Raw genomic sequence first — 26805 nt, 5'->3', positions numbered from 1 at the left:
CGCCGCGAGGGCACGGCCCGCCCTCGGCGGAGCCCGAACCCGAAAGTGAGACCGCGACCATGCTCGACGACCCCCGAGGCAGCACCGTCGACGGCCTGCTGCGCCGCAGCGCCCGCCGGTCGCCCGACCGCACGGCGCTCACCTTCGCCGACCGGAGCTGGACGTACCGCGAACTCGACGACGCGGTCAGCCGCGCCGCGGCCCACCTACTGGGCCTGGGGCTGTGCCCCGGCGACCGGGTCGCGGCGTACGGGCGCAACTCCGACGCCTACGCGATCGCGTTCCTCGCCTGCGCCCGCGCCGGCCTGGTGCACGTCCCGGTCAACTACGCGCTGACCGGCGGGGAGCTGAGCCACCTGGTCGGGCGGTCCGGCAGCCGGGTCGTGCTGAGCGATCCGGCGCTGGCCCCGGAGGTCGAACGCATCCGTCAGCAGGCGGGCGTCGACCGGGTGGTGCCGTTGCGCGACGGCGAGGACTCGCTGCTCGCCCTCGCCTCGGCCGGGCCCGTGCCCGAGACCGGCGTCCTTGTGCACGACACCGACCTGGCCCAGCTGCTCTTCACCTCCGGCACCACCTCCCGGCCCAAGGGCGCCAAGATGACCCACCGCGCCCTGGTCCACGCGTACGTGTCGAGCATCGTCGCCCTCGACCTGCGCGCCGACGACCGGCCGCTGATCTGCATGCCGCTCTACCACTCGGCAGGCCTGCACGTCTTCCTGCTGCCCTACCTCGCCGTCGGCGCCTCCGTCGCCCTGATGGAGTCGCCCGACCTCCCCGAGGTGCTCCGGCGCGTCGAGAGCGACCGGATCAACTCGCTGTTCCTCGCGCCGACGGTGTGGGTGGCGCTGTCCAACCACCCCGACCTCGACGTGCGTGACCTGTCCTCGCTGCGCAAGGCGCAGTACGGCGCCTCGATCATGCCGGTGACGGTGCTCGACCGGCTGCGCGCCCGCTACCCGGAGGTCGGCTTCTACAACTGCTTCGGCCAGTCGGAGATCGGGCCCCTCGCCGCGGTGCTGCGCCCCGAGGAGCACGCGGAGCGGCCCTCCTCCTGCGGCCGCCCCGTCCTGTTCGTCGAGGCCCGGGTCGTGGACCGCGACGGGGTCGAGGTGCCGCCCGGCACTCCCGGCGAACTCGTCTACCGTTCACCGCAGTTGTGTCTCGGCTACTGGGAGGCGCCGGAGGAGACCGCCGACGCGTTCAGGGACGGCTGGTTCCACTCCGGCGACCTGGTCGCCGCCGACGAGGCGGGCTACCTCACCGTCGTCGACCGCATCAAGGACGTGATCAACACCGGCGGCGTCCTGGTGGCCTCCCGCGAGGTCGAGGAGGCCGTCTACACCCACCCCGCGGTGGCGGAGGTCGCGGTGATCGGCGCCCCCGACGAGAAGTGGATGGAGGCGGTCACCGCCTTCGTCGTCCTCAAGCCCGCCGAGGCGCCCACGGCCGCGGAGATCATCGCCCATGTGAAGGGCCGTCTGGCGCCGTACAAGGTCCCGAAGAGCGTCGTCTTCGTCCCCGACCTGCCGCGCAACCAGAGCGGGAAGCTGCTCAAGCGGGAACTCCGCTCGCGGCTCCCGGAGTAGCGGGGGCCGGCGCCCCGGTCACCGGCTCGGCGTGGGGTACCGCCTGCGGTACTCGCGCGGGCCGACGCCCTTCCAGCGACGGAACGCCTGGGAGAAGCTGGACACCTCGACGTAGCCGAGCCGCCGGGAGACCTGTTCGACGGGCAGGCCCGCGGTGATCAGCAGTTCCTCGGCCAGGTGCTCGCGGACCTCCGCGAGCAGCGCCCGGTACGAGGTCCCCTCGGCGGAGAGCCGGTGCCGCAGCGTACGGCCGCCGAGGTGGAGCAGCTCGGCGACCTCGTCGGCGTCCGGTGGATCGGCCAGCCGCGCGACCAGGACGTCCCGGACACGGCCCGCCAGGCCGGTCCGGGACCGCCGCCGGGCCAGCAGCTCCCGGCACTGGGCCAGGGCCAGGGCGGCCGTGTGCTCGTTGGCCTGGGGCAGCGGCAGGTCCAGCAGGGCCGGGTCGAAGCCGATGGCGGTCTCCCCGGCCGCGAAACCGGGGACGACCCCGAAGACGCTCTCGTAGCGCCCGGGGCCGCCGTCCGGAGGCGGGAAGGCGAAGGCCACCTGCCGGGACGGGACGGGCGAGGCGAAGAGTTCCCGCTGCATCGTCATGATCGCCGCCGCGTCGCGTTCGACGAAGAACCGCCGCAGCGCCGGCGGAACGTCGGGGGCGTCCAGCACGAGCCGCACCTCCCCCGTGTCCTGGCACAGCCGGACGCGCCCCAGGGAGAAGGACAGGTCGACGAAGCGGAGTGCCACGTCGATCGCGGCGCGCAGCGTCGGGCTGCTGATCAGCGCGAAGCCCCAGATGCCGTAGGTGGTGAGGTGGTAGCGCTGCCCGGCTTCGAGGCCCAGGCCGGGCGGGTGGCCCAGCGCGTCGAGCAGGTTGGCGACCAGGGTCAGCTCCTGCCGGGCCGTCACCTCGACGTCGGGGTCGTGGAGCTGCTCGGCACGCACGCCGGTGCCCGCGAGGCAGGTCTCGGCGGTCACCCCGTGGTCGGCGCCCAGCCGGACCATCTCCAGCATGCTGGTCGGCGGCCGCGGGAGGTCCCAGTTCAAGCGGCGCTCCTGGTGTCGACGGCGGCCCGGTCGCCGGAAGGGGTGACCGGCTCGGGGCTCACCGTACCCAGGCGCGCGAGCCGTCGGGTTCACGCCCTGCCCGTACGCCCGGGCGCCGCCGGAAGCGTCGCGGGAGGCGTTGCCGGAACGAGTAACTCTTCGGCCGCCCGGCACCGGGCCCCGGGCGGGTGCCCTTCCTAGCGTGGGAGGTGCGACACCGACCACCGGCCACACCCGAAGGACCACCCCCGTGAACACCACCGCCCCCGCGTACTACCGCGACCAGCAGGCCTGGCGAGACCTCCAGCGGTTCCTGCCCGAACGGCTGCGCCTGACCGACGCCACCGCCCCCGAGGAGGAGTACTGGACCTGGCGCGGGCACCGCGTCCACCTGGACCGCTACCGCGACCCGGAGGCGAAGGCCAAGGTCGTGCTGCACCACGGGGTCGGCACCAACGGCCGCCAGATGTCCCTGGTCCTGGGCGCACCGCTGGCGCGGCGCGGCTTCGAGACCGTGGCCCTGGACAACCTCGGCTACGGCCTCACCCAGGTGCGGCGCGGCAGCACCCCCTCGTACGACGACTGGGTCGACCTGGTCGTGGACTTCCTCGCCTTCGAGCAGTCCCGGGACGACCGGCCGATCGTGCTCTACGGGCTCAGCGCGGGCGGCATGCTCACCTACCACGTCGCCGCCAAGGCCCCGCGCGGCACGCTGCGCGGTATCGTCGGCATGACCTTCCTCGACCAGCGCGAGCAGGCGGTGCGCGACGAGACCGCCCACGACCGGCTCACCGCCCGTACGGGCGGACCGCTGATGGGACTGCTGGCCAGGACCCCTGCCGCGTCGCTGAAGTACCCGATGAGCCTGGCCTCCAAGATGTCGGCCCTGGCCAACGACCCGGGCGCGATGAAGGTCTTCATGAAGGACCGCACCTCCGCCGCGAACCGGGTCAGCGTCCGCTTCCTGGACCGCTACATGAACTACGCCCCCGCCGTCGAGCCCGAGGACTTCGACGCCTGCCCGGTGCTGCTCACCCAGCCCGCCGAGGACCGCTGGACCCCGCACCACCTCAGCGTGCCGTTCCTGTCCCGCATCACCAGGGTTCCCGTCGACACCGTGATGCTGGAGAACGCCGGCCACTACCCGCTGGAGGAGCCGGGGCTGCGGCAGATGCAGGACGCCATCGCCGGCTTCGTCACCGAGCGCACCGCCTGAGGACCGGCAGGCCGCCGCCACAGGAGCCCACTACTGCCCGTATCCACAGCATGCGTAACAAGCGATTTGAAAAATTCTTCAAGTCCATACATGCTGGCGTGCTGTTGGATCGGTGAAGGGTGCACCCGGCATCCGCCGAGGAGCTGGGAGGGATGGTCGTGACCGCGGTGTCCGACGAGGAACTGCACGCACAACCGGCCCAGGGCCACGACCACCGCGGGAAGGCCCTCCTGGGCCGGGTGCGCGCGGTCCTGCCCGACCGGCGGACCCTGGCCGGCATGGGCCGCTCGCCGCGCAAGGACCTGCTGGCCGGGCTCACGGTGGCCATCGTGGCCCTGCCGCTCGCCCTCGGCTTCGGCATCTCCTCCGGCGCGGGCGCGGAGGCCGGCCTGGCCACCGCCGTCGTCGCCGGCGCGCTGGCCGCGGTCTTCGGTGGCTCCGAGTTCCAGGTCTCCGGGCCGACCGGCGCCATGACCGTCGTCCTGGTCCCCATCATCGCCCGCCACGGCACCAACGGGGTGCTGACCGTCGGTCTGCTCGCCGGGGCGATCCTGCTGGTCCTCGCCCTGCTCCGGGCCGGGCGGTGGATGGCGTACGTACCCGTCCCCGTCGTGGAGGGCTTCACCGTCGGCATCGCCGCCGTCATCGGCCTCCAGCAGGTGCCCGGCGCGCTCGGTGTCACGAAGCCCGAGGGGGACAACCCCGCCGTCGTCGCGGCGCGGGCGGTGCGCGAGTTCGCCACCTCTCCGCACTGGGCGGCGATCGGCGTGGCCCTCGCGGTGGCCGCCGTGATGCTCGTCGGCGTACGGCTGCGGCCCGCCCTGCCGTTCTCGCTGATCGCCGTCGTCGCCGCCACCGTCGCCGTCAAGGCGACCGGCCTGCCGGTCGCCACCATCGGGCACCTGCCCACCGGGCTCCCGGCCCCCTCGCTCGGCTTCCTCGACCTCTCCGCGATCCCGGACCTGCTGCCCTCCGCCCTCGCCGTCGCCGCGCTGGCCGCGCTGGAGTCGCTGATGTCCGCGACCGCCGCGGACGCCATGAGCGGCTCGCAGCGCCACGACAGCGACCGCGAGCTGTTCGGCCAGGGCCTGGCCAACCTCGCCGCCCCGCTGTTCGGGGGCGTCGCCGCGACCGGCGCGATCGCCCGCACCGCCGTCAACGTCCGCTCCGGCGCCGTCTCCCGGCTCGCCGCGCTCGTCCACGCTGCGGTCCTGGCGGTGATCGTCTTCGCGGCCGCGCCCCTGGTCGCCGGGATCCCGCTCGCGGCCCTGGCCGGGGTCCTGATCGCCACCGCCGTACGGATGGTCCAGATCGGCTCGCTGCGGGCGCTGGCCCGTACCGGTCGTGGCGAGGCCGCCGTCCTGGCCCTCACCGCCGCCGCCACGCTCGCCTTCGACCTGGTCACCGCGGTCGTCGTCGGGATGCTCGTCTCCGGCGCCCTCGCCCTGGCCGCGGTCGCCAAGGCCGCCCGGGTCGAGCAGGTTCCGCTGCACGCCGATCTGCCGCCGGCCGGCCACCAGGACGAGGAGCTGGCGCTGCTCGCCGAGCACATCGCCGCCTACCGCTTCGACGGCCCGTTGCTGTTCGCCGCGGCGCACCGCTTCCTGCTCGAACTCACCGGATCCGCCGAGGTCAGGGTCGCGATCCTGCGCATGTCGAGGGTCAGCGCCATCGACGCCAGCGGCGTCACCGCCCTCGGGGACGCCATCACCGAGCTCCGGCGCCGCGGCACGCTCGTCCTCGTCTCGGGCGTGCGCGACGAACACCACCGCGCCCTCGACGCCCTCGGCGTCCTCGACCGGCTGCGCGCCGACGGCCACCTCTTCGCCACCACCCCCGACGCCGTCGCCCACGCCCGCGCCCACCTGGACGGCCGGGCCGACGCGGCCGGACACCCCCTGACCGTCACCGGCGCCTGCCGGTGAACCGGCCGGGGCCGCGGCCTCGCGGGCCTGCGCGCCGCTGACCACGCGGCGCTGTTGACCACGCGGCCTCACGGACCACGTAAGAACCCCGTCGAAACAACCTGGACAATGAACATATGAGCGACAACCTCCCCGCGTGCCCCTCGTGCTCCAGCGAGTACACCTACGAGATGAACGGTCTGATGGTCTGCCCGGAGTGCGCCCACGAGTGGATGCCCTCCGAGGGCGGCGCCGGGCAGGCGGCCGACTCGGGTGAGCGGGTGATCCGGGACTCGGTCGGCAACGTGCTGAGCGACGGCGACACCGTGACCGTCGTCAAGGCCCTCAAGGTCAAGGGCAGCGTCTCGGGCATCAAGGCCGGCACCAAGGTCCGCAACATCCGGCTGGTCGACGGCGTCGACGGGCACGACATCGACTGCCGCATCGAGGGCTTCGGCGCGATGCAGCTCAAGTCCAGCGTCGTGAAGAAGGCCTGACGCCCCTCGGGCCCGTCTTCGAACCCGCGTCTGCGGGACGCGGCGCGCTCAGTCCTGCGCGGGAGTGATCAGGCCGTAGTGCCCGTCGTACCGGTGGTACAGGACGTTGCCCCGGCGGCTGGCCGTGTCGGTGAAGAACACGAAGGGCAGGCCGGTCAGTTCGAGCCGTGCCACGGCCCCGGCGACCGTCAGCTCGGGCACGGCGACGGTGCTGACCGACAGGCCGGGGGTCGGGTCGACGGCCGATCCGGAGGAGGCCAGCCGGTGCCCGCCGGTTCGGCCGTCCCGGTAGACCACGCTCTCGCACCCGCTCACGGCGTCGGTGAACAGGTGGAAGTCGTAGTCCATGGCCTCCATCTCCCCCACCGCCGCCCAGGCGCTCTGCCGCGACAGGCCGTACGCCTTGTGCCGCACGATCCGCCGCTCCTCCTCGGCCCGGGCGACCCGTTCGGGGCGGTGGGTGTCGCCGTCCCGGTCGACCCAGGTGCCGGGCGCGGCGTGGCGCTGCCGCCGGACCCGGGCCAGCCTGGCGCCGAGCCGGTCCTGGAGCAGGTCGACCGCCTCCCGCATGGTGGCGGCCGCCACGTGGACCCGCACCGGACGCCCGTTGAGGTCCACCACGGCCTGAGCCAGCGACGGCCGGGCGACCGCGTGGTGGGCCTCCTGGGTCAGCTTCACCCGGGCCGCGAGCACGGGTTCGTGGATCTGCCCGAGCACGGCCGCGATCTTCTCCCGCGCGTACTCGGGCGCGGCCAGGGACACCGCGCCCCGGGTCGTCACCTGGACGTCGACGGCGGGCGGGCTCTGCAGGGTGTTCATGGAAGATCCTCTCGGTGCAGGAATCCGGCCGGGCGCCGGCAGCAGGACGACCCGCTGCCGTCGGCGGCGGGCGGGAGGGCTCTCCCCCGGAACGCTCCGGGAGTCGAACCCGCCACCGCCGCAACCGCGTTCGCTCACCTCGATCCTCCGATCGCGGCGGCCCCCGCGGCAGGGCCGATGGCCCCTGCCGCGGCCGCCACCGGTCCCGGTGCGAAGATCCGGAGGTCCCGGCCGGTCGGAGAGGTTCCCGGGGTCCGCTGCGCCCCGGGAACCTCTCCGACCGGCCGAATCGTCTGAACACGGCGTGGAAGAACACGTGTACCGCGGCCTGGTCCTCGACTTCGCGGGAGTGATGAGCACTCCGCTCGGCCCGTCGTGCCGGGCCTGGTGCGCCCGGGAGGGGCTGCCCGCCGACGCCTGGCGCGGCGCGCTGGTGGACCATCCGGTCGGCCGCGCCCTGTACGCGGAGCTGGAGCTCGGCCGGATCTCGCAGGAGGACTGGAACCGGGGCACCGCGGCGATCCTGGGTGTCGAGCCGCACGACCTGATGGGCCGGGCCCACGCCGAGGTCCGGGCGGTCCCGGCGATGGTCGAGCTCGTCCGCGCGGCCCGGGCCGCCGGGATCGTCGTCGCGCTGCTCTCCAACTCCTACGGCCTGGCCCCCTACGACCCGTACCGGGCGACCGGCGTGTGGGACCTCTTCGACGTCCGGGTGATCAGCGGCGACGAGGGACTCGCCAAGCCCGACCCGGAGATCTACCGGCGCACGCTCGACCGCATGGGGCTGGCCGGCGCCGAGTGCGTCTTCGTGGACGACCGCCCGGCGAACCTCCCGCCCGCCGAGTCGCTCGGCATCACCACGGTCCACGCGACCGGTCCGGACACGGCGTCGCGGGTCGCCGACCTGCTGCGGCTGCCTTCCCACCGGTGACCGCGGTGGGCCGGCGACCCGGGCTCGCGCCGGCGGGTCGCCGGACTTCGCGGTCGGGTCAGTTGAAGACCAGGACGTCGGTGCGCATCGGCAGGGGGCTGTTCCAGCCGATGTTGATCTTGAAGGTCACGATGCCGTTGCCCGGGGCGATGCTCGACACCTGGAAGGCGGCGGCGCCGACGAACCGGTTGCCGTTGGAGTCGATCTCGGAGGCGGTGATGACGACGGTCGAGTCGATCCCGATGACGTTCCACGGGAGCTGGAGGTTGAACGTCCCGTTGGACGGCGTCCACGTCCACCAGGCCCGCCACACGGCGCCGACGTTGCCGCCGATGTCCGCGAGGCCCTGGTCGTGACTGGTGGGCTGAGAGCTGCCCGCGATCTGCGGCACCTCGGAGGCGGTGGGTTCGGTTGCGGCCATGACGGCCCTCCTCACATCGGGAGGGCCCCCACGAGCCCTCCGTGCACGATGAGTGTCCGCCAATGCGCGTAGCGCAACAATCACTCGGGCGAGTGAACCACCGGCGCGCCTCCGGTCCACCGGGGCGCCTCAACGGCGGCCGAAGAGCCTTCCGAGCCAGCTCCCGCCGGCGCGCTCCTTCGGGGAGCAGGCGCAGCGGTCGGCCTTCCGCACTCCGGCCAGGACCTGCTCGACGTGCATCCCGCACCCGGCGTAGGTCTGCTTCCCGCAGGTGCGGCAGACGACTCGACGGCACATACCGGTCTCCCTTTTCGATCCGTATGGGGTGGCTTGCCCTGCCAATATACCCCCCGGGGTACAGCAGGCGGCCCCGCCGAGCGGGCGGCCCGAACCGGTAGAGTGTGCGGGCGGCGCGTCCTCGCGCTGAACGGCGGTGGGGCCCGCCGTACCCGAACCGCGGCATCCGCCGCCAACGGTCCCTACTTGTGACGGTCGCACCCGTGTGTCCGGGTGCCGTACGAGTAGGAGAAGCGTGTCCACGGACAGTTCCCGGACCCGGTCGGCGGTCGAGCCCGCCGCTCCCCCGCCTCCCGGTCGTCGAGGTCCCGCCCGTTCCCAGCTGCCCGTGGTCGCGGTGGTCGCGCTCGGCGGTGCGATCGGCGCGAGCGCGCGCTACGCGGCGGCCCTGGCGTGGCCGGTCGGCCCGTCCGCCTTCCCCTGGTCGACGCTGGTGGTGAACGCCCTCGGGTGCGCGGTGATCGGGGTGTTCCTGGCGCTGATCACCGACGTGTGGGCGGCGCACCCGCTCGTCCGGCCGTTCTTCGGCACCGGCGTGCTGGGCGGGTTCACCACCTTCTCCACGTACGCGGTGGACGTCCAGCGGCTGGTGCGGGCCGGGCACGCCGCGTCGGGGCTGGCCTACCTGGCCGCGACGGTGCTGGCGGCGCTGCTGTCCGTGTGGGCGGGCGCGACGGCGACCCGGCGGCTGGCCGGCCGGAAGGCGGGTGCCGCGTGAACTGGCTGCTCGTGATCGCGGGCGCGCTGGTCGGCGCCCCGCTGCGGTACCTCACCGACCGGGCCGTGCAGTCCCGCCACGACACGGTGTTCCCCTGGGGGACGTTCGCCGTCAACGTCTTCGGCTGCCTGGTGCTCGGCCTGGTCACCGGCGCCGTGACGGCCGGGGCGGGCTCCTCCGAGCTCCAACTGCTGGTGGGCACCGGCTTCTGCGGGGCGCTCACCACCTACTCGACGTTCTCGTACGAGACCCTGCGGCTGGCGGAGACCGGGGCGGGCCTGTTCGCGGTGCTGAACGTCGCCGGCAGCGTGTGCGCCGGCCTGGGCGCGGTGTTCACCGGTGACGCGCTCGCCCAGGCCCTGTGGGCGTGAGGCCCCGTTCCGGCACCACGCCCATGTGACGACGGGCGAGGCGGCCCGTTCATTCGGGCTACGTCGCCATGCCCGCCGCCATCGGCGACAAGGCCCCGTCCCCGAACCCGCGTCCGCCGGTACCCGGATCAGCCCAGCGGCACGTCGAGGCAGGCCCTGCGGTGGCTGAACGTGTCGATGGACCAGCGACCGTGGTACCGGCCGAAGCCGCTCTCCCCCACGCCGCCGAAGGGGAGCTCGGGGATGCCGAGATGGGCGATCGGGAGGCCGAAGTTCAGGCCGCCGGAGGCGGTCTCCTCGGCCAGCCGACGGCGGGTGGTGTCGTCGTCGGTGAAGGCGTAGACGGCGAGGGGCCTGTCCCGGTCGTTGATGGAGGCGATCGCCTCGCCGAGGTCGGCGACTTCGAGGAGGGGCAGGACGGGGCCGAAGATCTCCTCCCGCATGACCGGGGCGTCCGGCTCGACCTCGGCCAGGACGGTCGGCGCGATGTAGCGGTCCGCCCGGTCGTACCGGCCGCCGATCACCGTACGCCCCGAGTCCAGGAGGGCGGCGACGCGGTCGAAGTGCCGCCCGTTGACGATGCGCCCGTAGGCCGGCGACCGCGCCGGGTCGGGGCCGTACAGGTCGGTGACCGCCCGGGCCAGTTCGCCTTCCAGGGCTCGGGCGGTGGCCGGGTCGGTCAGGACGTGGTCGGGGGCCACGCAGGTCTGGCCCGCGTTGGCGAACTTGGCGCGGGCCAGGCGGGTGGCGACGACCGCGAGGTCGACCCCCCGGTCGACGAACACCGGTGACTTGCCGCCCAGTTCGAGGGTGACCGGGGTCAGGTGCTCGGCGGCGGCACGCAGCACCGTCCGGCCGAAGCCGGCGTTGCCGGTGTAGAGGATGTGGTCGAAGCGCTGGGCCAGCAGGTCGGTGGTCGTCCGGCCGCCGCCCTCCACCACGGCGATCGCCTCCGGGTCGACGTACTGCGGCAACAGCCGCGCCAGCAGGGCCGAGCAGACCGGGGCCAGCTCGCTCGGCTTGGCCAGCACCGTGTTGCCCGCGGCCAGCGCGCCCGCCACCGGTACGAGCAGCAGCGACACCGGGTAGTTCCAGGAGGCGATCACCAGGACGGTCCCGAGGGGGTCGTGGCGGGTGTCGGCGGTCGTCCCCGGCGGCAGCCGGGTGAGCGCGGACGCGGGGACCGGCTCGGGGTGCAGCCACTGCTCCAGGTGCCGCAGCGTGTGGTCGATCTCCCGTACGGTGAAGTCGACTTCGGCGACGTCCGCCTCGGCGCGCGGCTTGCGCAGATCGGTGTGGAGCGCGTCGGCGAGCTCGTCGCGGTGCCCGGTCACCAGGGCGCGCAGCCCGGTCAGCTGCTCCGTGCGCCAACCGAGCGGCCTGGTACGGCCGGTGCGGAACGTGGTGCGCAGCCGGGCGACGGCCTCGGCCGGGGTGGGTGGGATGTTCACGGGTGCCTCTCAGACCGGGTCGGGGATCCAGCTGCCGTGGAAGCCCGCCGGCACTCGGACCGGCAGGTGGACGGTGGCGACCGGGGCGCCGGTGAAGTCCTCGGCGGAGAGGACGACCAGATCGCTCGCGCCCCGCTCGGGGTCGTGGACGTAGGCCAGGAGGTAGCCGTCGTCCTCGGCGCGGGCGCCCTCCCTCGGGACGAAGGAGACCTCGCCGGTGTGGCGGCCGGCGCCGAAGTGGCGCACGGTGCTGGTCTGCCGGCCCAGGTCGTGCTTGATCAGCGCGTCCCCGGCGGCCTCCGGGGTCAGGGTGTCGAGGGCGTCGGCCGCGGCGAGGTGGCGCAGGAGGCCGGTGGCGACCGTGGAGTACCCGTAGCGGTGGGCGCCGCCGACCACGGCGGGGCTGACCGCCGGGAACTCCTGCGGGCGGTCGTCGAGGCGGGTCTCGGTCACCTTGCCGGAGGCGGTGTCGACGAGCCAGCGGTCCAGGGTGGGGCTGCTCTGGTCGTGCACCGCGCCGCCGGCGAACATCCTCGGGTAGCGGACGACGTCGATGACGACCCGGTCGCCGTCCTCGTAGGCGTTGAGCGTGTGGAAGACGAAGCAGGGATCGACGTCGAACCACCTGACGCCGGTGCCGTCGCGGGGCAGCAGCCCGATCCGCGCGGTGCGGGACTCGTCCCACACCGCCGGGTACGTCCTGCGCGCCCGGTTGCCACGCGTGCCGACACTGGCCGAGAGGTCGAGGATGACGGCGTGGTTGCGGGTCAGGGCCATGTCGTGCACCACCGGCCGGTGCGGGAGCGGCACGTCCACCGCGCGGATGACGCGGCCCCGCGGGGAGAGCACCAGGTGGCGCAGGACCTCGCTGTCGCGCTGCCAGGTGATCGCGTGCAGCTCGCCGCTGAGCGGGTCCAGCTTGGGGTGGGCGGCGAACCCGTCGGGCAGCGTGCCGCAGAAGTCGGTGGCACCCACCGTCTCGATCTCGTAGGAGAGTTCGTACGGACGGAAGCCGCCCTCCACCAGCGCGAACGTGCGGTCGGCGTGACCGATCACATGGGTGTTGGGCGCGACGTCGAGGATCCGCACCGAGGCGCCGGGGCGCGGCCGCTCGCCCAGCGCCTCGGCCACGGCGGCGCTGCGGACCATCCGGTTGCGGTACCACCTGGCCCGCCCCTCCCTCAGCCGCACCCCGTGCACCATGGCGTACCCGGCGAACAGGTGCCGCGGCCGGGGATCGTCCGCCCTCATCCCGTTGGGCCCGTTGCGCAGGTACCGGCCGTTGAGCTCGGCCGGGATCGTGCCCGTGACCGGCAGGTCGAAGGCGGTCACTTCCTCGCCCACCGGCGCGTAGGAACCGGTGAACGGATCGGGGACGGTGGACACCGCAGGCTTCTCCTTGCCGCTACTGAAGGACCGCCGTACGCAGGGGGCGGCGCACACGGAACAACGAGCCGGCGGCCCGGAAGGTGACGGCCGATCGTGTCACTCTCCACCCGTCCTCCACGGTGCTGATCTTGCGTCAGTTGACGCTGTCGCACACCGCGTTGGGCGGGATCTCCGCGCGGGCGGGATGGATCCTATGAGCCAGGGTGAATGACGATGTCCGATCGACTCACACCTGTTGACGCCCCCATGTGGCACTGCCATGCTCATGGCCGCACATGTGAAACAGCTGAGCGGCACCATCACTCCGTCCCCACGGGAAGGGATCAACACCCATGCGCCGTACCGCCGTTGTCATGATGACCACGCTGCTGGCCTCCGCCGCGGCCCTCGCCGTCCCCGCCGCCGCCCAGGCGGCGTCCACCTCCACCGGAAGGGCCCCGGCCGCCGCGCTGGCCGGAGGCTGCAACGCCTTCGCCAGCGGTGGCGGCCAGGCCGTCGGGATATGTACCGGGATCAGCCCCTCGCAGATCTGGCACGTCCAGGCGCAGTGCCAGTGGTACGTCAACGGCACGGGCCCCTACATGATGCTCGCCCAGGGCGCCTCGATCGTCGGCGACGGCCAGAGCGTCGCCACCTGCGGCTTCGGCAGGACCGTCCTGTGGCCGCAGGTCGTCTTCACCGGGACGGTGCCGCCGCCGGTGGCCGGCCCCCAGGGGCAGATCACCGGCTACGTGGGCAAGTGCGTCGACGACGCGGGCGCGAAGAGCAACAACGGCAACCCGATCCAGATCTGGGACTGCAACGGCTCGGACGCCCAGAAGTGGACCGTCGGGGTCGACGGGACGCTGCGCGTCCTCGGCAAGTGCATGGACGTGACGGGTGGCGGCACCGCCAACCACACCATGGTCCAGCTCTACGACTGCAACGGCAGCGGCGCCCAGCAGTGGAAGGCGCAGCCCGACGGCTCGCTGCTCAACCCGCAGTCCGGCCGCTGCCTGGACGACCTGGGCTTCGCCACCAACAACGGCAACCAGCTCGGCATCTGGGACTGCAACGGCGCGGCCAACCAGAAGTGGAACCTGCCTCACTGATCCACTCGCCGACCCCTCCGTCGACCCGGCCCGGCCCGGAGCGGCTGAACGGGGGCAACGCGAACAGCGCCAGGGCGAACGAGGCGGGAGGCCGGGCGGCGGCGGACGGCCGGGGCCGACCGGGGGCGAGGGTCCGAACGGCGTGAACGGCGGGTGCTGCGGTCCGGCGGCCAGGGTGCGGCCGCCGGGCGGCGGTCACGGCAGGGGCACCGCGTGCAGGCAGGGGTGTTGCGGCGCGCCGGCGGGGGCCGCCAGGACGGTGGCCACCTCACCGGTGATCTCCACCCGGAAGCCTCCGTCCACGCTCTCCCACACCGGACGTCCGCCGGGGCCCAGGAGACCGGTCGCATGGACCACGATGACGGCCGGCGGGCCGTGCCCGCAGACCGGTCCTGGCAAGGTCACCGCATAGCGGCGACTGGGGTTCTCCATGGCCGGGCTCCTCTCCGACTCCCCCGCCTCGTGTCAATGATTCTCCTCCCTGCCCAGCCCGCTGTACACGAACGGTAAGCGTGTTCCGGCGCTTCCAGCGGTTCGGGGGGGCCACCTCGGGAATCGGCGCCCCCGGCGTCGCCCTCAGTGCCCGAACAGGTGCCGGGCGCGGCCGCCGTGCCCGGCCTGCTCCTTGGCCGTGCCCGATCCGGTGGATCCGGTCCGGCCCAGCGGATCGGTCCCGCCGTGGACCTGGGACGGTGGAGCCGCCCGCCGCAGCCGCCGGGCCCTGACCCTCCGGGCCAGCCACATCATGGCCAGACCCAGGCAGAAGATCAGGGCGAGCGCCACGCCGGACAGGAAGACGCTCAGGCTGTTCAGCGTCACGAGGTCGTGGCCGAGAATCGTGACCTGGTAGTCGGGCCCGCCGGAGAGGTTGTCCGCGATCAGCAGGCCGACGAAGGCCCCGGAGGCCGCCATCAACAGGAGTCCTAGCAGCAACATGGGGATTCCTTCCGTCCCGTCGTCGATCCCCCGCCGGCTCGCGTCTACCCGGGCGGCCGGGGTTCACGCGGGCGGCGCCGCTTTCACTCCTCCGCCGGGGCGCCCTCCCAGCCGGGGGCGTCGCGGTCCTCCAGCTCCTCGCGCAGCCGGGCCAGGGTGACGCTGAGCAGTCGGGAGACGTGCATCTGGGAGACCCCGATCCGGTCGGCGATCTCGGACTGGGTGCGACCCTCCCAGAAGCGCAGCCTGAGCACCGTCTGCTCGCGCCGCGGCAGCCGGGCGAGCAGCGGGCGCACGGCGGTGCGGAAGTCCGCGAGCTCGATGCCCGGGTCGCAGCCGCCGAGCCGGTCGAGCATCGCACCGCCGCCCTCCTCGGTGTCCTGGTCGCGCAGCGCGTCCAGGGAGCTGGGCCGGTGGACCCGGGCGGCGACCAGCCCCTCGGTGGCCTGCGCGACGGTGAGGTGCAGCTCCTCGGCGAGCTCCGCCGGGTGCGGCAGGCGGCCGAGCTCCTGCTCCAGCCGGTCCGAGCCGCGCGCGACGGCCAGGTACAGCTCCTGCACGCTGCGCGGCACCCGCACCGGCCAGGAGGTGTCGCGGAAGAACCGCTTGATCTCGCCGAGGATGGTCGGGATGGCGTAGGTGACGAACTCGACGCCGCGCCGCGGGTCGTAGCCGTCCACGGCCTTGATCAGGCCGATCGTGCCGACCTGGAGAATGTCCTCCAGGTCCTCCGGTCGGTGCCGGAAGCGCGCCGCGACGAACCGCACCAGCGGCATGTTGAGCTCGATGATCGTGCCGCGCACACGGCTGTAGGCGTACGTCTCCCGGGCCAGCCCGGCCAGCCGCTCGAACAGCGCGTCGCTGAGCTCGCGCGCTTCGACCTTGCCCATCGCCCGCAGCTGCGCCCCGGTCGGGCGCGGGGGCAGATCGGGTGGGGGTGGACCGGGCGGGGACGGATCAGACGGGGGCTGATCGGGCGGGGCCCGGTACGCGGTTTCCGAAACGGTGGACACGGTGCTTCTCCTGAGCCTCGGGCGGCCGCCCGCCACCGCGGTCCGACGGCACGGTCGGGATGCGGCGGCGGTCGGCCTGCCACCATGAGCGCTCCACCCGTTCACCTACCCGCCACCCGGGCCGCGATTCAGCGCCGGGCCGGTTCGCCGCCCCGGATCGGGAGCCCCGGTCGTCGGCGGCCCAGCGGGGACGGCACCTCCAGCCAGACCAGCTTCCCCTCGCCCTCGGGCAGCGAGCCCCACGCGCGGGCCAGCCGGTCCACCACCCGCAGGCCGTACCCGCCGGGCCGTGCCGGGTCCGCGCACGGGCGCAGCCGCGGGGGCACCGGGCTGGTGTCCGCGACCTCCACCCGCAGCCGGGCGCCGTCCCAGTCCAGCCGCAGCTCGCGCGGGCCGCCGGGGGTGTGCAGACAGGCGTTGGCAACCAGCTCCGAGACCATGAGCAGGACGTCCTCCGCCACGGCCCGCTGCTCCTCGTCGGCGGCGGGCAGCCAGTGCCAGGACAGCAGCGCCGCGCGGCTGAACTCACGGCTGCGCCGCACCGCGCCGCGGCATCCACCGGTGAGCGGGAGCCGTCTGGTCTCCCGGTCCGGACCACTCTCCCGGTCCGGTCCACCGGGGGGCGCGACCGGCCGGCCGTACGGGACGCCCAGGCGCCGCACCTGCGGCCACGGCGGGCGCAGCACGACCGGGCCGCCCGATCCGCTCCCGGTGCCCGCCCGCGCCACGTTCCGGGACACCACGTCACCGTTGTGGGACACCATGTCACCGCCGCCCCGGCCCACCGCTGCTCCCCCGGCGACGGGTGGTCAGCCGCGCGAGGAGCAGGAAGGCCGTCGGCGCCCACACCAGGGCGAACACGGCCAGTACGGCGGGCGTGTGCGCGTCCGCGCTGACCACCAGCAGGCCCGCCGAGAGGGCCAGCAGCACCGCGAACGCGGCCGGCGGCACCCGCGCCGCCGCACGCAGCACTCCGCCCGGCGCCGGGCGGGGCCCCCGGCGCATGGTGCGCAGGGCGCGGTCCAGCCGGCCGTCCGCCCGCAGCCCGTCCTCGATCTCCGCCAGGATCCGCAGCTCCCGGCCGGAGAGCCCGGGCCCGTCCATCGCCGCCACCTCCGAGCCTCCGCCGCCCCCACGTCCCCCTTCCCCTCACCCGAGCGGCTGCCCGGCTCCGGCGCGTCCTAACACCGCTTGACCGGCCGGAACGACGTTAGAGGCCGCGCAGACGGGGAAGCAGCCGGGTAGCAGGTGGCGCGGGTTCACCGGGCTCGGGCCTGTCCGGCGGATCTTGCCGCGGGCCCGGCAGAGGCTCGCCGGACAGGCCCCAAACCTGCGGATCGTAGTGCTCCCGAGGAGGACACGCCCGTGAGATTCCTCGACCGCAGCGCCGCCGGGCTCCAACTCGCCCGGGCGCTGGCCCCGTTCGCGCGCGACCGGCGTGGCGGCGGGCTCGTCGTGCTCGGCCTGGCCCCCGGCGGGCTGCCGGTCGCCGTGGAGGTCGCCGACGCCCTGAACGCGCCGCTCGACGTCGCGGTGGTGCGGCCGCTGGCCGTGCCCGGCCACGACCGCCCGGTCGGCGCGATCGCCGACGACGACCCGCCGCTGTTCGACCGGAACTCCCTGAAGAACCTGGGTGTCACGCCGGTGGAGGTCGGCGCGAGCGTCAAGCGCGAACGCGCCGAGGTCCACCGGTGCGAGGCCCTGTACCGCGAGGGCCGGGCCGGGCTCCGGGTCCAGGGGCGCACCGCCGTCCTCGTCTCCGACGGTCTGACCGACGCCCTCACCGCCCGCGCCGCCGTCCGCGCCCTGGCCGGTGGCCGCCCGAAGCGGCTGGTCCTCGCGGCGCCGCTGTGCGACGCCCGGATCGCGGCCGAGCTGCGCCCGGACGTGGACGAGCTGGTCTGCCTCCACCTGCCCCGCTACGCGCACGCCGCCGGCCCCTGGTACGGCGAGTTCCACGACATCACCGACCGCGAGGCGGCCATCCTGCTGCACGGGCGCGGGTAGGGCCTGTCCCGGCGCCCCCCGAGCCCGGCCGGGCGGAGGCGTGTCGCGCCCGGGGGCTGCGGTGGCGGCGTCCAGGCCCTGTCCGGCCGATCTTGCCGGGCGCGCGACGCCGGATCATCCCGCCTGGACGCACGGCCGAACCGCCCAAGTACACCCAGTACGAGGACGGTCCGGCCACACGCCCAGCCGGGCGCCCGACGCCGCGCGCTGATCCGACAAGATCGGCCGGACAGGGCCTAGCGTGGAGCGCCATGGCCTCCCCGCACACCCCGCCCGACGGGGCCTCCTCCTCCCCCGCTCCCGGGCAGCAGCGCGCCGCCGCCCTGCTGCGCCACCCGAAGCTGTGGCTCGTACCCTCCGTGCTCGCCTCGCTGGTCGCCCTGCTGCTGTCGCTGCTCTACATGGGCGGCATCATCGACCCCAACGGCAGTCTGCACCGGCTGCCGGTCGCCGTGGTCGACGCCGACACCGGCACGCCGCCGCCCGGACAGCCGGAGAACCTGGGGGCGCAGCTCACGAGGTCGATCGTCACCGCCGAGCCCGTCGGCTCGGTCGACTGGCGCCAGGTCGGCCAGGGCGAGGCCCGGGACCTGCTGGCCTCCGGCAAGGTGTACGGCGCGCTGGTGATCCCCGCCGACTTCACCGCCTCCGTCGCCGCGCTGTCCACCCCCCAGGCGAAGGCCCGTCCGACGATCACCGTGCTCACCAACCCGGGCCTGGGCAGCCTCGGTTCCTCGATCGCGGCCCAGATCAACCAGAACGCGGCCCACCAGGCCTCGCTGACCATCGGGAAGCAGCTGACCGCCTCCCCCGCGGCCGCGCACGCCGCCCCGGCCGCCCGGCTGCTACTGGCCGACCCGGTCGCCGTCAGCACGCAGGTCGGCCACCCGATCGGGCGGCACAGCGGGCTGGGCCTGAGCGCCTTCTACTACACGCTGCTGCTGGTGCTGGCCGGCTTCATCTCGGGCAACCTGATCCACAACGGCGTGGACACCTCGCTCGGCTACGCCGACAGCGAGATCGGCCCCTGGCACCACCGCCGGCCGACCGTGCCGATCGGCCGGACGCAGACGCTGGTGCTGAAGATGGCGATGACCGCCGGGATCTCGGTGCTCACCACGACGATGGTGATGGTGGGGTGCATCGCGATCCTCGGGATGGACGCCTCGCACCTGCCGCTGTTGTGGATCTTCTCCTACTGCGCCTGCCTCGCGGTCGGCCTCGGTGTCCAGGCCATCAACGCCGCGTTCGGCGGCCTCGGCCAGCTGGTGTCGATGTTCGTCTTCATCGCGCTGGCCCTGCCCTCCTCCGGGGCGACCGTCCCGCTGGAGGCCGTTCCGGCGTTCTTCCGGTTCCTGGGCGCCTTCGAGCCGATCCGCCAACTCAGCGCCGGGGTCCGGGCGATCCTCTACTTCGACGCGCGCGCCGACGCGGGGCTGGCCCGCGCCTGGATCATGATCGCGGTCGGGTTCGCGGTCGCCCTCGCCTTCGGCTTCGCCATGACCCGCTACTACGACCGCAAGGGGCTCCGTCGTCTCACCCCGCAGCCGACCGAATGAGCGGACCTACTTCGCGACGGCGGCGGGGAACATCCGGGCGATGAACGCCGCCCCCGTCCCCACGATCAGTATGAGCACTCCGGGAATGACCAACGAGGCCCGCAACCCCACCAGTTCGGTCAGCCAGCCGATCGCGGGAGGACCGAGCAGGAAGCCGGCGTGCCCCAGCGTCGACACCTGGGAGACGGCGGCCGCCGTCTCCTTCTCCCCGCCGCCCGCGCTGTGGCCCGCCGCACTGGAGATGACCGGGTCGAGAATGGACATGCCCCAGCCGAAGAGGGCGAAGCCGACCACCGTCACGGCGCTCACCGGCGTGACGAGCGAGACCGTGAGGCCCACGACCCCCAGGGCCGCGAACACCCGGAGGAGCCGGGTGGTCTCGAAGCGCTCCCGGAGCCGGTCGCCGACGAGGCGGCCGATGGTCACCGTCGCGGAGAACGCGGTGAACCCGATCGTCGCGGTGAAGCGCGAACCGTGCTGATCCTCCGTGATGAAGACCGCTCCCCAGTCCTCGATCGCCCCCTGCGCGACCAGGCAGCAGAGCCCCAGCCCGCCGAGGAGGACCACCTTTCGGCTCCAACGGCCGCGGCCGCCGGCGGGCCCGTCCGCCGAGGGGGCGTCCTTGTGCTCCGTGTCCGCCTGCTCCGTGTCCGCCCGCTCCGTGTCCGCCGACAGCAGACCCCGCAGCAGCGGAACGGACAGGACGGCGGAGAGGGCGGCTACCACCAGGAAGTGGCTGCTGACGCTCCACTCCGCCCAGGTGAAGCCCATCGAGAGAACCGCGGCGGCCAGCGCCCCGATGCTCCAGGACGCGTGGAAGACGCTCAGGCACGGACGTCCCGACCTGCGCTCCACCGCCACTCCCTGGACGTTCATCCCCACGTTGAGAAGACCGTCGGCCAGCCCGAACAGCAGGAGGGCGAGGGCGAGTTGAACGCCGTTGTGAGCGAGCGCGGCAGCCCACAGCATCCCCGCCTCCGCGAGAAGGGCGAGCCGGATCACCGTGCTGCTGCCGAACGTCCCGATGAGTCGGACGGCCGCCCGCATGGACACCAGGCCCCCGATCACCGAGACCATCAGCACCGAGCCGAGCGCCCCGGCCGTCAGGTGCGTGTTCTCCTTGATGCTGGGGATCCTGGTGAACCACACGGAGATCAGCAGCCCGTTGAAGAGGAAGGCCGCAGCCGTTCCCCAGTAGGCGCGGCGGACCTCTGCGCTCGTCCTGGCAACTGCCGGGGCGGTGAGGGACATGCGAAGGAATCCTTGTCGAAGCGTTGGGCTACTTCTGTCCGGCGACGCCGTCAGCCCACGACCGCCTTCGCCGCCACCGTGCAGACGAACCAGGCTTCGGTGGCGAGCAGTCCGTCCAGCCAGGTCAGCGTGCGCTGGAAGTGGCCGAGGCTGGCCAGCTGGGAGGCGTGCTCGCGCACCAGGGCGATCTTCGCCGCCGCACGGGCAGGGGTGAGGTGGCGCAGTTGCAGCTCGCCGAGCGTCGCCCCGGCCGGCATGCTCGCCAGCGCGTCGGACCAGCGCAGAGTGCCGGTCCGTTCCCCGTCCGGTGTCGTCCAGCCGAGGGCGCCCGCGTACGGGTTGTCGGCGTACAGGTTCAGTCGCGGGATCGCCAGGCGTTGGGCGGCCAGCAGGACGGCGTCCCGGGTGGCGAGGTGGTCCTCGTGGACGCCGATGCCGGTCGGCGCCCAGACCTCGTCCGCCCCGGCCAGGTGCGGCTCCAGTGCCGCGGCGATCTCCTCGACGTCCTTCGGCCCCGAGTAGGGGAGGTCGGCGAACGGCAGGTGGACGGTCGCCGCACCGGCCGCGGCGCAGGCACGCTCGTCCTCCTGCCGACGGTGTTCCGCCGCCTGGTGGCCGTCGGCGAAGCCGCACTGCCAGTCCCACTCGGAGGGCGGGGTGCCCGGGCCGGGTGATCCGCCGCAGACCGTCAGCACGGTCGTCGCGGCGTCGCGGGTGAGCAGGGTGTCGCCGCAGGACAGCACCGCGTCGTCGAAGTGCGGGGAAACGACCAGCCTCGTAGACATCCTCAATCCGATCCCAACTCGACGCGGCCACGAGTCGTGCCGCGTTCTGCCTGATGTCCGCGCGCAGCTCACTCCTGCTCCGCGGTGGACCACATCGGCCAGGCGCCCATTTCGCGATCACGCCCTACCGCTGAAATGCTGGAATGCGCGCGCTCAATAGATTTCGGCGACTCATCACGCACTCCCCGAGCGGGGTGCCACTTCCCGGATCTTCCCGAATCTTCCCGGACAGCGGCAATCCAGAAGCACCCCGGAACGCTAGCAAGACATTCCGGCGAGGGGCAACGGCCTTTCCGGCCTAGCCGGATGGGTAGGTGGCCGACCCGGAGAGTGGTGCCGGGACGCGAGGCGGAAGGGCACCCGAAAACGCCCTGACGTGCGAATCCTTTCGAGCCGCTGATGACCGGTCATGCTCCTGGATCGCCTTTCACGCGGACGAAGTCGGGTGCGAGTACGCCCGTTCGGCTACCCCACACAGGCGGTCGGGTTGATATTCCGCGTCACCGGCGCGTACGCGAGAGTCGCCTTGTGGCCGGCACGGACCCGACCACACTCCAAACGGTCGTCCGGAGCCCGGGGGAAGCACATGTGGATCGCCGCCATTGCGTGGGACTCGCGCGGATACGAGGTGGTCTGCACCCATTCCGACGGACGGAGCCTCGCCCCCTGGCGGATGGGTGCCGGTGAGACGGACGTACTGGTGCGCCGGCTGGGGGAGCTCGCGGCGGAGACGGGCTGTGAGGTCGCGGCGGTCCTCGACAGCACCAACGGGCTGCTGGACGGCCCGTTGCTCGCCGCAGGCGTGACGGTCCTCCGCGCCGACCCGTGGCTGCTGCCGCAGCGCCCGGAGAACGCCTCCGTGAGCGCGGAGCAGCTCGCACGGCACGCGGCGCCCGCGCTGAACCGGCTGGTGCGGCTCTCCACCGAGGTCGGCACCCTGGCAGGGAGGCTCGACGACCTGCGGAGGAACATCAGGGACAGCGCGGACGTCGAGCGCGAGCTGACCCTTCGGGGCCTCTACCTCGTACGGGGCGCGCCCACCGCACCCCGCGTGGCACTGACCTTCGACGACGGTCCGCAACCGCCCCACACCGACGGCGTCCTCGACGTGCTGCGCGAATTCCAGGTGCCCGCCACCTTCTTCTGCGTGGGCCTGCACGCCGACGCGCATCCCGCGACGCTGGAGCGCATCGCGTCCGAAGGCCACCACATCGGCAACCACACGTGGTCGCACCCGTACCTGCCCGACCTGACCAGGGACGAGCTGGACTTCCAGATCGAAGCGACGAACCGTGCGATCCGCCGGGTCACCGGCACCGACCCGCGGATGCTGCGGCCGCCGTACGGTTCGCGCACCCCCGACGTGCTGCGGTGGATCGCCGACCACGGGATGGCCACGGTGCTGTGGGACAACGACCCCTGCGACTGGGCCATGCCGGGCACGGCCGCCATCGTCGACAACGCCGTGCGGCAGACCGGGTGGGGATCCGTCGTGCTGATGCACGACGGCGGTGGTGACCGGTCCCAGACCGTCCGGGCCCTCTCCGACATCATTCGGCAACTCACCGAAGACGGCTACCAGTTCGCGACCGTCGACGAAACCCTCGAACACCACGCGGCGCACCTCGCCGGCACCCCCGCCTGCTGAAACCGACGAGAAGAGGGAAATGCTGTGAACGACACACAGCCCGCCCGGTCGTGGGAGGGCCGCACCGTCGCGGTCACCGGCGCCGGCGGATTCTTGGGCGGCAACCTCGTCCGAGGACTGCTGGACGCGGGCGCCACCGTACGCGCCTTCGTGCGGCACCGTTCCGACGGCGGCACCGGCGCGCTGTCGCCCCTTTCCGGGCACGACCGGCTGGAGATCCACAGGGGGGACCTGCGGGACGAGGACAGCCTTCCCCCGCTCCTGGACGGGGCGGACACCGTCTACCACCTGGGCGCGCTGATCTCCGTGCCGCACAGCTTCCTCGACCCGGCCGCCTACCTGAACGTCAACGCGACCGGTACCGGCAACCTGCTCGTCGCGGCGCGAAAGGCGGGGAGCGGCCGCATCGTCGCGGTGTCGAGCTCCGAGGTCTACGGCACCGCGCAGGCCGAGTGCGTCGGCGAGGACCACCCCCTGGTGGCGCAGTCGCCCTACGCCGCGTCGAAGATCGCCGCGGAGAAGCTCTGCGAGTGCTTCCACCACGCCTACGCCACACCCGTCGTCACCGTGCGCCCCTTCAACCTGTACGGACCGGGCCAGAGCCCTCGCGCCGTCATTCCCGGCATCGCCCGTCAGATCGTCCGCAACGGTGTCGTGCGTCTCGGAAACACCACTTCCTACCGGGACTTCAACTACATCGACGACACGGTCGACGCCATGATCAGGGTTGGCCTCGCGCCCGCGGGGGAGGTCGTCGGCCACGTGTTCAACATCGGTTCCGGGGAGAGCGTCTCCATCAAGGCAGTCGCGGAACTGCTCCAGGAGCTCTCCGGACGCGACGTCGTCTTCGAGACGGACCCCTCCCGACTCAGGCCGCACACCAGCGAAGTACACCGCCTCCGCGCGGACAGCACGCGCCTGCGCTCGGTCGTCGGGGACTGGCGGCGCACACCACTTGAGGAGGGCCTGCGCAAGGTCCTCGACCACGAGCGTCGGACGAGTACCGCTGTCGGCTGCCTTGTCTGAGTTGCGTCTCGACCACCTTCCAGCAGACAAGGAGCCGCTTCATGACCACGCCTGATCTGACCGTGGTGATCCCCAGCTACCAACACGCCGACATGCTCGCCCTCACGTTGGGCACGCTGGCCGAGCAGACCCACAGGAACTTCCGGGTGCTCGTGATGGATGACGACTCCACCGACGACACACCCGAGGTGTGCGCGCGCTACGCCTCGCGGCTCGACCTGGAGTTGCACGTCTCCCAGGCCGACCCGAAGTCGCCGTCACGTGCCCGCGACGAGGGTGCCAGGCTCGCCGGGAGCCCCGTCGTCGCCTTCCTCGACTGCGGGATCCTGGTGCCCTCCGGGTACGTCGCCGCTCACCTCGCCTTCCACGGCGAGGCGTCGGGGCGCACCGGAGTCGGCATGTGCCACGGGCACTCTCCGGGCGCCGAGCAGGGAGACGAGTGGGCGGCGGTCCTCACCCGCCACTCCGTCGACAACTCCTCCGGCGCGTTCGGGGAGGACTCCGGGATGGCGGACGTCCGGCAGGGCTTCCCGGCGCTGCGGGACCTCCGCATGCCGTGGGTCTGGGGCTGGTCGGGCAACTTCTCCGTGGAGACGAGCGCCTACGTGGCAGCGGGGGGCTTCGACGCGTCCCGCACCTACGGGTACGAGGACAGCGACCTCTCCTACCGCCTCCACCTGCTGGGCAACAGCTTCGACTTCGTCGAGGACGGCTGGGGCATCCACTACCCCCATCCGCGCAAGCCCGCCGACGAACTGGAGGCGGCCAACTTCGCCGGGTGGTGGAAGACCTACACGACGCACCGGAGCCTCGCCCTGGAGATCGAGCGCTACTCCAACAGGAACGAGGAGCCCGGGGACGGCATCGCCCTGCACCTGAAGCGCGTCGAGGAGCTGTACACCTACCTCAACGCGCTGGGGAAGGGATGCTCCCTCCTGCCTCCCGTACCCGAGGAGGCGTTGCCGCGGGACGGGGAGAAGTCGCTGCTGATCGGGGGGAAGGAGGACACCGTCGGTTTCGACGGTGTGACCCTCTTCTCCGAGGACACCACCTCCACTCCCGAGCACTGGTCCTGCGCCGGAATCATCATTCCGCTTCCGGACAACTCGCTCGACGTCGTCGTGGTGACCGACGTGTGGCGGTGGCTCGCCCATCCCGCGGCCGGCGCCCGCACCGGGCTGCTGGAGATGATGGTCTCCGAGATCCGGAGGGTCTCGAAGCGGGCGGTGTTCGTCAACTCCCCCGCCGATCTGCCATTCCCGGGGCCCCAGCCCGTCTCGGTGGGTCGGCTGGAACGGCTCTGCTCAAGCGAGGGGCTCCCTTACACCGTTGTGAGCTGACGGCCGGTTCCGGCGCTCGGGGTGCCGGTGTCCCGGGCGCCGTAGCGGCTGCCCCCGGCAGGGCCCCGGCAGAGCCCCGGTCAGGCGCCGGGGACTCCGCAGCGGGCCGCGTACGCGGCGAGGCCCTCGGCGGTGGCCCCGGCCCAGCCGAGGTAGCCGTCCGGGCGGATCAGGAAGACGCCGTCGCCGTAGGCCCCGTAGGACGGGATGCGGACCACGGGGACGTCGAGGGCGGGCAGTTCGGCCCCGGTGCCGACGGTCAGCAGGGTCCAGTGCGGGCCGCGGAAGGCGTCGAAGAGGCGGGTGCCCTCGCGGCGGCCGTCCGGGGCGCGGTCGCCGGCCCGCAGGGCGTCGCCGGCGGGGGCCGGGCGGGTGTCCGCGGCGAGCGAGGACGCCCGGTAGCCGAGGTCGAGCTGCTGGGTGGCCCGGCCGCGGCGGACCTCGCCGCGGTGGACCCGGGTGGAGAGGTCCAGCATGGCGGCCGCGTTGGCGCGCCGCTCCTCCTCGTAGGTGTCGAGCAGCGCGGCGTCCGCGCGGCCGGACAGCACCGCGGCCAGCTTCCAGCCGAGGTTGTAGGCGTCCTGGATGCTGGTGTTCAGGCCCTGTCCGCCCGCCGGGGAGTGCACGTGGGCGGCGTCGCCCGCGAGGAAGGCCCGGCCGGAGCGGAAGCGGTCGGCGAGCGCCGCGCGCGGCCGGAACTCGGACGCCCAGCGCACGCCGGTCAGCTGGTCGGCGCCCAGGTGCGAGCGCTCGGCGACGAGGGCGCGCAGGCCGTCGAGCGAGAGGTCGGCGGTGGCGCCCTCCGGGCACCGGGCGACGAGCTGGAACTCCTCCGTCCCGGCCAGCGGGCAGATCGCCAGCAGTCCCTGCTCGGCGTGGAAGACGTGCCAGTGGTCGCGGTCGAGCCCGGTGAGCCGCACGTCGGCGACCAGCATCGGGTCCGGGTCCACCGTCTCCCCCGTCATCCCGATGCCGAGCAGCCGCCGGACCGTCGAGCGTCCGCCGTCGGCGGCGACGAGGTAGCGCGCCCGCACCGGACCACCGGTCGCGAACTCGGCGGTCACGCCGTCCTCGTCCTGCGCCAGGCCGACCAGCTCGCGCCCGAAGGCGACCTCGCCGCCCAGTTCGCGCAGCCGGGCGTACAGCACCTGCTGGGTGCGCCACTGCGGCAGCATCAGCGTCTCGGTGTACGGCTCGGCCTCGGAGGGCTCGGTCGGGTCGTACATCGGGCGCTCGCCCTGGGGCTCGCCGTCCCGCCAGAACAGGTTGGGCGGGTAGGGGCCGGCCACCGCGCGGACCTCGTCGAGCACGCCGAGGTCGTCCAGGACCTCCAGGGTGCGCGGCTGGAGGCCCTTGCCGCGTGAGCCGGGGAAGAGCGCGGGACCGCGCTCGACCAGCAGTGCGGTGACGCCGTGCCGGGCGAGGTCGAGCGCCAGCGCGAGGCCGGTGGGCCCGGCGCCGACGATCAGGACCTCCGTGGTCGTGCCGTGGAAAGCCATGTGCTG

27 protein-coding genes are annotated in these 26805 nt (G+C 73.3%); 13 read left to right on the top strand and 14 right to left on the bottom strand.

The annotated features are described in order from the left end of the window. Positions 1 to 59 precede the first annotated feature (59 nt). Entirely contained in the window at positions 60 to 1586 is a 1527-nt protein-coding gene (locus RZ50_RS21460; RefSeq protein WP_196951570.1) for an acyl-CoA synthetase, read from the top strand. Positions 1587 to 1604: 18 nt separating this feature from the next. On the opposite strand, the gene RZ50_RS21455 is transcribed toward RZ50_RS21460, so the two are convergent. Then, positions 1605 to 2630, bottom strand: a complete 1026-nt coding sequence (locus RZ50_RS21455; RefSeq protein WP_254802901.1) for an AraC family transcriptional regulator — start codon at positions 2628 to 2630, stop codon at positions 1605 to 1607. A 250-nt stretch (positions 2631 to 2880) separates the two neighbouring features. Here RZ50_RS21455 and RZ50_RS21450 point away from each other — a divergent pair, with 250 nt between their 5' ends. From RZ50_RS21450 to RZ50_RS21440, 3 genes are all read left to right on the top strand, one after another. Further along, on the top strand, positions 2881 to 3846 hold the full coding sequence (locus RZ50_RS21450) for an alpha/beta hydrolase (RefSeq protein ID WP_196951569.1): 966 nt from the start codon (positions 2881 to 2883) through the stop codon (positions 3844 to 3846). Positions 3847 to 4124: 278 nt separating this feature from the next. Next, on the top strand, positions 4125 to 5771 hold the full coding sequence (locus tag RZ50_RS21445; RefSeq protein WP_254803006.1) for a SulP family inorganic anion transporter: 1647 nt from the start codon (positions 4125 to 4127) through the stop codon (positions 5769 to 5771). A gap of 116 nt (positions 5772 to 5887) precedes the next feature. Continuing rightward, positions 5888 to 6247, top strand: a complete 360-nt coding sequence (locus RZ50_RS21440; RefSeq protein ID WP_196951567.1) for a zinc ribbon domain-containing protein YjdM — start codon at positions 5888 to 5890, stop codon at positions 6245 to 6247. Positions 6248 to 6295: 48 nt separating this feature from the next. On the opposite strand, the gene RZ50_RS21435 is transcribed toward RZ50_RS21440, so the two are convergent. Continuing rightward, positions 6296 to 7066, bottom strand: a complete 771-nt coding sequence (locus tag RZ50_RS21435) for a sigma 54 modulation/S30EA ribosomal C-terminal domain-containing protein (RefSeq protein ID WP_196951566.1) — start codon at positions 7064 to 7066, stop codon at positions 6296 to 6298. Between the two features lie 304 nt (positions 7067 to 7370). Here RZ50_RS21435 and RZ50_RS21430 point away from each other — a divergent pair, with 304 nt between their 5' ends. Next, the gene (locus RZ50_RS21430) at positions 7371 to 7997 is read left to right on the top strand and encodes an HAD family phosphatase (RefSeq protein ID WP_308272005.1); all 627 of its coding nucleotides are present in this window, start codon (positions 7371 to 7373) and stop codon (positions 7995 to 7997) included. Between the two features lie 58 nt (positions 7998 to 8055). On the opposite strand, the gene RZ50_RS21425 is transcribed toward RZ50_RS21430, so the two are convergent. Beyond that, the gene (locus RZ50_RS21425; RefSeq protein WP_196951565.1) at positions 8056 to 8418 is read right to left on the bottom strand and encodes a hypothetical protein; all 363 of its coding nucleotides are present in this window, start codon (positions 8416 to 8418) and stop codon (positions 8056 to 8058) included. 129 nt (positions 8419 to 8547) lie between these two features. Continuing rightward, complete coding sequence (locus RZ50_RS21420) at positions 8548 to 8715, bottom strand: hypothetical protein (RefSeq protein ID WP_196951564.1); 168 nt, start codon at positions 8713 to 8715, stop codon at positions 8548 to 8550. Between the two features lie 235 nt (positions 8716 to 8950). On the opposite strand from RZ50_RS21420, the gene crcB (RZ50_RS21415) reads away from it, so the two are divergent. Then, positions 8951 to 9433: a fluoride efflux transporter CrcB gene (gene crcB / locus RZ50_RS21415; protein WP_196951563.1), complete on the top strand. Its 483-nt coding sequence runs from the start codon at positions 8951 to 8953 to the stop codon at positions 9431 to 9433. After that, positions 9430 to 9804 carry a fluoride efflux transporter CrcB gene (gene crcB / locus RZ50_RS21410; protein ID WP_196951562.1) on the top strand — a complete coding sequence of 125 codons (375 nt, stop codon included), beginning with the start codon at positions 9430 to 9432 and terminating at the stop codon, positions 9802 to 9804. Before crcB (RZ50_RS21415) ends, crcB (RZ50_RS21410) begins: the two co-directional genes overlap by 4 nt. Positions 9805 to 9932: 128 nt before the next feature. Here crcB (RZ50_RS21410) and RZ50_RS21405 read toward each other — a convergent pair whose 3' ends face one another. Together RZ50_RS21405 and RZ50_RS21400 are read right to left on the bottom strand one after the other, a co-directional pair. Next, a complete protein-coding gene (locus RZ50_RS21405; RefSeq protein ID WP_196951561.1) occupies positions 9933 to 11255 on the bottom strand; it encodes an aldehyde dehydrogenase family protein in 1323 nt (440 codons plus the stop codon). 9 nt (positions 11256 to 11264) lie between these two features. Continuing rightward, the gene (locus RZ50_RS21400) at positions 11265 to 12641 is read right to left on the bottom strand and encodes a carotenoid oxygenase family protein (RefSeq protein ID WP_196951560.1); all 1377 of its coding nucleotides are present in this window, start codon (positions 12639 to 12641) and stop codon (positions 11265 to 11267) included. A 335-nt stretch (positions 12642 to 12976) separates the two neighbouring features. Between RZ50_RS21400 and RZ50_RS21395 the strand changes: the two genes are divergently transcribed. Further along, positions 12977 to 13735, top strand: a complete 759-nt coding sequence (locus RZ50_RS21395; protein ID WP_196951559.1) for a ricin-type beta-trefoil lectin domain protein — start codon at positions 12977 to 12979, stop codon at positions 13733 to 13735. Between the two features lie 195 nt (positions 13736 to 13930). On the opposite strand, the gene RZ50_RS21390 is transcribed toward RZ50_RS21395, so the two are convergent. From RZ50_RS21390 to RZ50_RS21370, 5 genes are all read right to left on the bottom strand, one after another. After that, a complete protein-coding gene (locus tag RZ50_RS21390; RefSeq protein ID WP_196951558.1) occupies positions 13931 to 14167 on the bottom strand; it encodes a DUF6296 family protein in 237 nt (78 codons plus the stop codon). A gap of 144 nt (positions 14168 to 14311) precedes the next feature. Beyond that, positions 14312 to 14671, bottom strand: coding sequence for a hypothetical protein (locus RZ50_RS21385; RefSeq protein ID WP_196951557.1), 360 nt, complete (start codon positions 14669 to 14671; stop codon positions 14312 to 14314). An 83-nt stretch (positions 14672 to 14754) separates the two neighbouring features. Next, positions 14755 to 15561 carry a SigB/SigF/SigG family RNA polymerase sigma factor gene (locus tag RZ50_RS21380; protein WP_196951556.1) on the bottom strand — a complete coding sequence of 269 codons (807 nt, stop codon included), beginning with the start codon at positions 15559 to 15561 and terminating at the stop codon, positions 14755 to 14757. A 251-nt stretch (positions 15562 to 15812) separates the two neighbouring features. After that, positions 15813 to 16448: an ATP-binding protein gene (locus RZ50_RS21375; RefSeq protein WP_254802900.1), complete on the bottom strand. Its 636-nt coding sequence runs from the start codon at positions 16446 to 16448 to the stop codon at positions 15813 to 15815. Position 16449: 1 nt separating this feature from the next. Continuing rightward, entirely contained in the window at positions 16450 to 16788 is a 339-nt protein-coding gene (locus tag RZ50_RS21370) for a hypothetical protein (protein ID WP_196951555.1), read from the bottom strand. Between the two features lie 261 nt (positions 16789 to 17049). Between RZ50_RS21370 and RZ50_RS21365 the strand changes: the two genes are divergently transcribed. Both RZ50_RS21365 and RZ50_RS21360 read left to right on the top strand, forming a co-directional pair. Further along, positions 17050 to 17691 (top strand): phosphoribosyltransferase, encoded by a 642-nt coding sequence (locus tag RZ50_RS21365; protein ID WP_196951554.1) that lies wholly within the window; start codon positions 17050 to 17052, stop codon positions 17689 to 17691. Between the two features lie 251 nt (positions 17692 to 17942). Then, complete coding sequence (locus RZ50_RS21360; protein WP_196951553.1) at positions 17943 to 19250, top strand: YhgE/Pip domain-containing protein; 1308 nt, start codon at positions 17943 to 17945, stop codon at positions 19248 to 19250. A gap of 6 nt (positions 19251 to 19256) precedes the next feature. On the opposite strand, the gene RZ50_RS21355 is transcribed toward RZ50_RS21360, so the two are convergent. Then, positions 19257 to 20501 carry an MFS transporter gene (locus tag RZ50_RS21355; protein ID WP_196951552.1) on the bottom strand — a complete coding sequence of 415 codons (1245 nt, stop codon included), beginning with the start codon at positions 20499 to 20501 and terminating at the stop codon, positions 19257 to 19259. A gap of 50 nt (positions 20502 to 20551) precedes the next feature. Then, on the bottom strand, positions 20552 to 21286 hold the full coding sequence (locus tag RZ50_RS21350; protein ID WP_196951551.1) for a PIG-L deacetylase family protein: 735 nt from the start codon (positions 21284 to 21286) through the stop codon (positions 20552 to 20554). Positions 21287 to 21914: 628 nt separating this feature from the next. Here RZ50_RS21350 and RZ50_RS21345 point away from each other — a divergent pair. From RZ50_RS21345 to RZ50_RS21335, 3 genes are read left to right on the top strand one after another with little or no spacing between them, the layout of a single operon-like run. Further along, on the top strand, positions 21915 to 22934 hold the full coding sequence (locus RZ50_RS21345) for a polysaccharide deacetylase family protein (protein ID WP_196951550.1): 1020 nt from the start codon (positions 21915 to 21917) through the stop codon (positions 22932 to 22934). Between the two features lie 24 nt (positions 22935 to 22958). Then, complete coding sequence (locus tag RZ50_RS21340) at positions 22959 to 23960, top strand: SDR family NAD(P)-dependent oxidoreductase (RefSeq protein ID WP_196951549.1); 1002 nt, start codon at positions 22959 to 22961, stop codon at positions 23958 to 23960. Between the two features lie 41 nt (positions 23961 to 24001). Beyond that, a complete protein-coding gene (locus tag RZ50_RS21335; protein WP_196951548.1) occupies positions 24002 to 25300 on the top strand; it encodes a glycosyltransferase family 2 protein in 1299 nt (432 codons plus the stop codon). Between the two features lie 80 nt (positions 25301 to 25380). On the opposite strand, the gene RZ50_RS21330 is transcribed toward RZ50_RS21335, so the two are convergent. Then, positions 25381 to 26799 carry an FAD-dependent oxidoreductase gene (locus RZ50_RS21330; RefSeq protein WP_196951596.1) on the bottom strand — a complete coding sequence of 473 codons (1419 nt, stop codon included), beginning with the start codon at positions 26797 to 26799 and terminating at the stop codon, positions 25381 to 25383. Positions 26800 to 26805: the final 6 nt, after the last annotated feature.

This window comes from Kitasatospora sp. SUK 42, assembly GCF_015776785.2.
In the GTDB taxonomy this organism is placed as follows: domain Bacteria; phylum Actinomycetota; class Actinomycetes; order Streptomycetales; family Streptomycetaceae; genus Kitasatospora.
This window is presented reverse-complemented; position numbering and strand designations above follow the sequence as displayed.

Excerpts from the sequence above, each read along its gene's own strand:
- RZ50_RS21460 (WP_196951570.1), top strand. The coding sequence starts at position 60 with ATGCTCGACGACCCCCGAGGCAGCACCGTCGACGGCCTGCTGCGCCGC.
- RZ50_RS21445 (WP_254803006.1), top strand. The coding sequence starts at position 4,125 with ATGGGCCGCTCGCCGCGCAAGGACCTGCTGGCCGGGCTCACGGTGGCC.
- RZ50_RS21440 (WP_196951567.1), top strand. The coding sequence starts at position 5,888 with ATGAGCGACAACCTCCCCGCGTGCCCCTCGTGCTCCAGCGAGTACACC.
- RZ50_RS21435 (WP_196951566.1), bottom strand. The coding sequence starts at position 7,066 with ATGAACACCCTGCAGAGCCCGCCCGCCGTCGACGTCCAGGTGACGACC.
- RZ50_RS21425 (WP_196951565.1), bottom strand. The coding sequence starts at position 8,418 with ATGGCCGCAACCGAACCCACCGCCTCCGAGGTGCCGCAGATCGCGGGC.
- RZ50_RS21420 (WP_196951564.1), bottom strand. The coding sequence starts at position 8,715 with ATGTGCCGTCGAGTCGTCTGCCGCACCTGCGGGAAGCAGACCTACGCC.
- RZ50_RS21395 (WP_196951559.1), top strand. The coding sequence starts at position 12,977 with ATGCGCCGTACCGCCGTTGTCATGATGACCACGCTGCTGGCCTCCGCC.
- RZ50_RS21390 (WP_196951558.1), bottom strand. The coding sequence starts at position 14,167 with ATGGAGAACCCCAGTCGCCGCTATGCGGTGACCTTGCCAGGACCGGTC.
- RZ50_RS21385 (WP_196951557.1), bottom strand. The coding sequence starts at position 14,671 with ATGTTGCTGCTAGGACTCCTGTTGATGGCGGCCTCCGGGGCCTTCGTC.
- RZ50_RS21380 (WP_196951556.1), bottom strand. The coding sequence starts at position 15,561 with ATGGGCAAGGTCGAAGCGCGCGAGCTCAGCGACGCGCTGTTCGAGCGG.
- RZ50_RS21375 (WP_254802900.1), bottom strand. The coding sequence starts at position 16,448 with ATGGTGTCCCACAACGGTGACGTGGTGTCCCGGAACGTGGCGCGGGCG.
- RZ50_RS21370 (WP_196951555.1), bottom strand. The coding sequence starts at position 16,788 with ATGGACGGGCCCGGGCTCTCCGGCCGGGAGCTGCGGATCCTGGCGGAG.
- RZ50_RS21360 (WP_196951553.1), top strand. The coding sequence starts at position 17,943 with ATGGCCTCCCCGCACACCCCGCCCGACGGGGCCTCCTCCTCCCCCGCT.
- RZ50_RS21355 (WP_196951552.1), bottom strand. The coding sequence starts at position 20,501 with ATGTCCCTCACCGCCCCGGCAGTTGCCAGGACGAGCGCAGAGGTCCGC.
- RZ50_RS21350 (WP_196951551.1), bottom strand. The coding sequence starts at position 21,286 with ATGTCTACGAGGCTGGTCGTTTCCCCGCACTTCGACGACGCGGTGCTG.
- RZ50_RS21335 (WP_196951548.1), top strand. The coding sequence starts at position 24,002 with ATGACCACGCCTGATCTGACCGTGGTGATCCCCAGCTACCAACACGCC.
- RZ50_RS21330 (WP_196951596.1), bottom strand. The coding sequence starts at position 26,799 with ATGGCTTTCCACGGCACGACCACGGAGGTCCTGATCGTCGGCGCCGGG.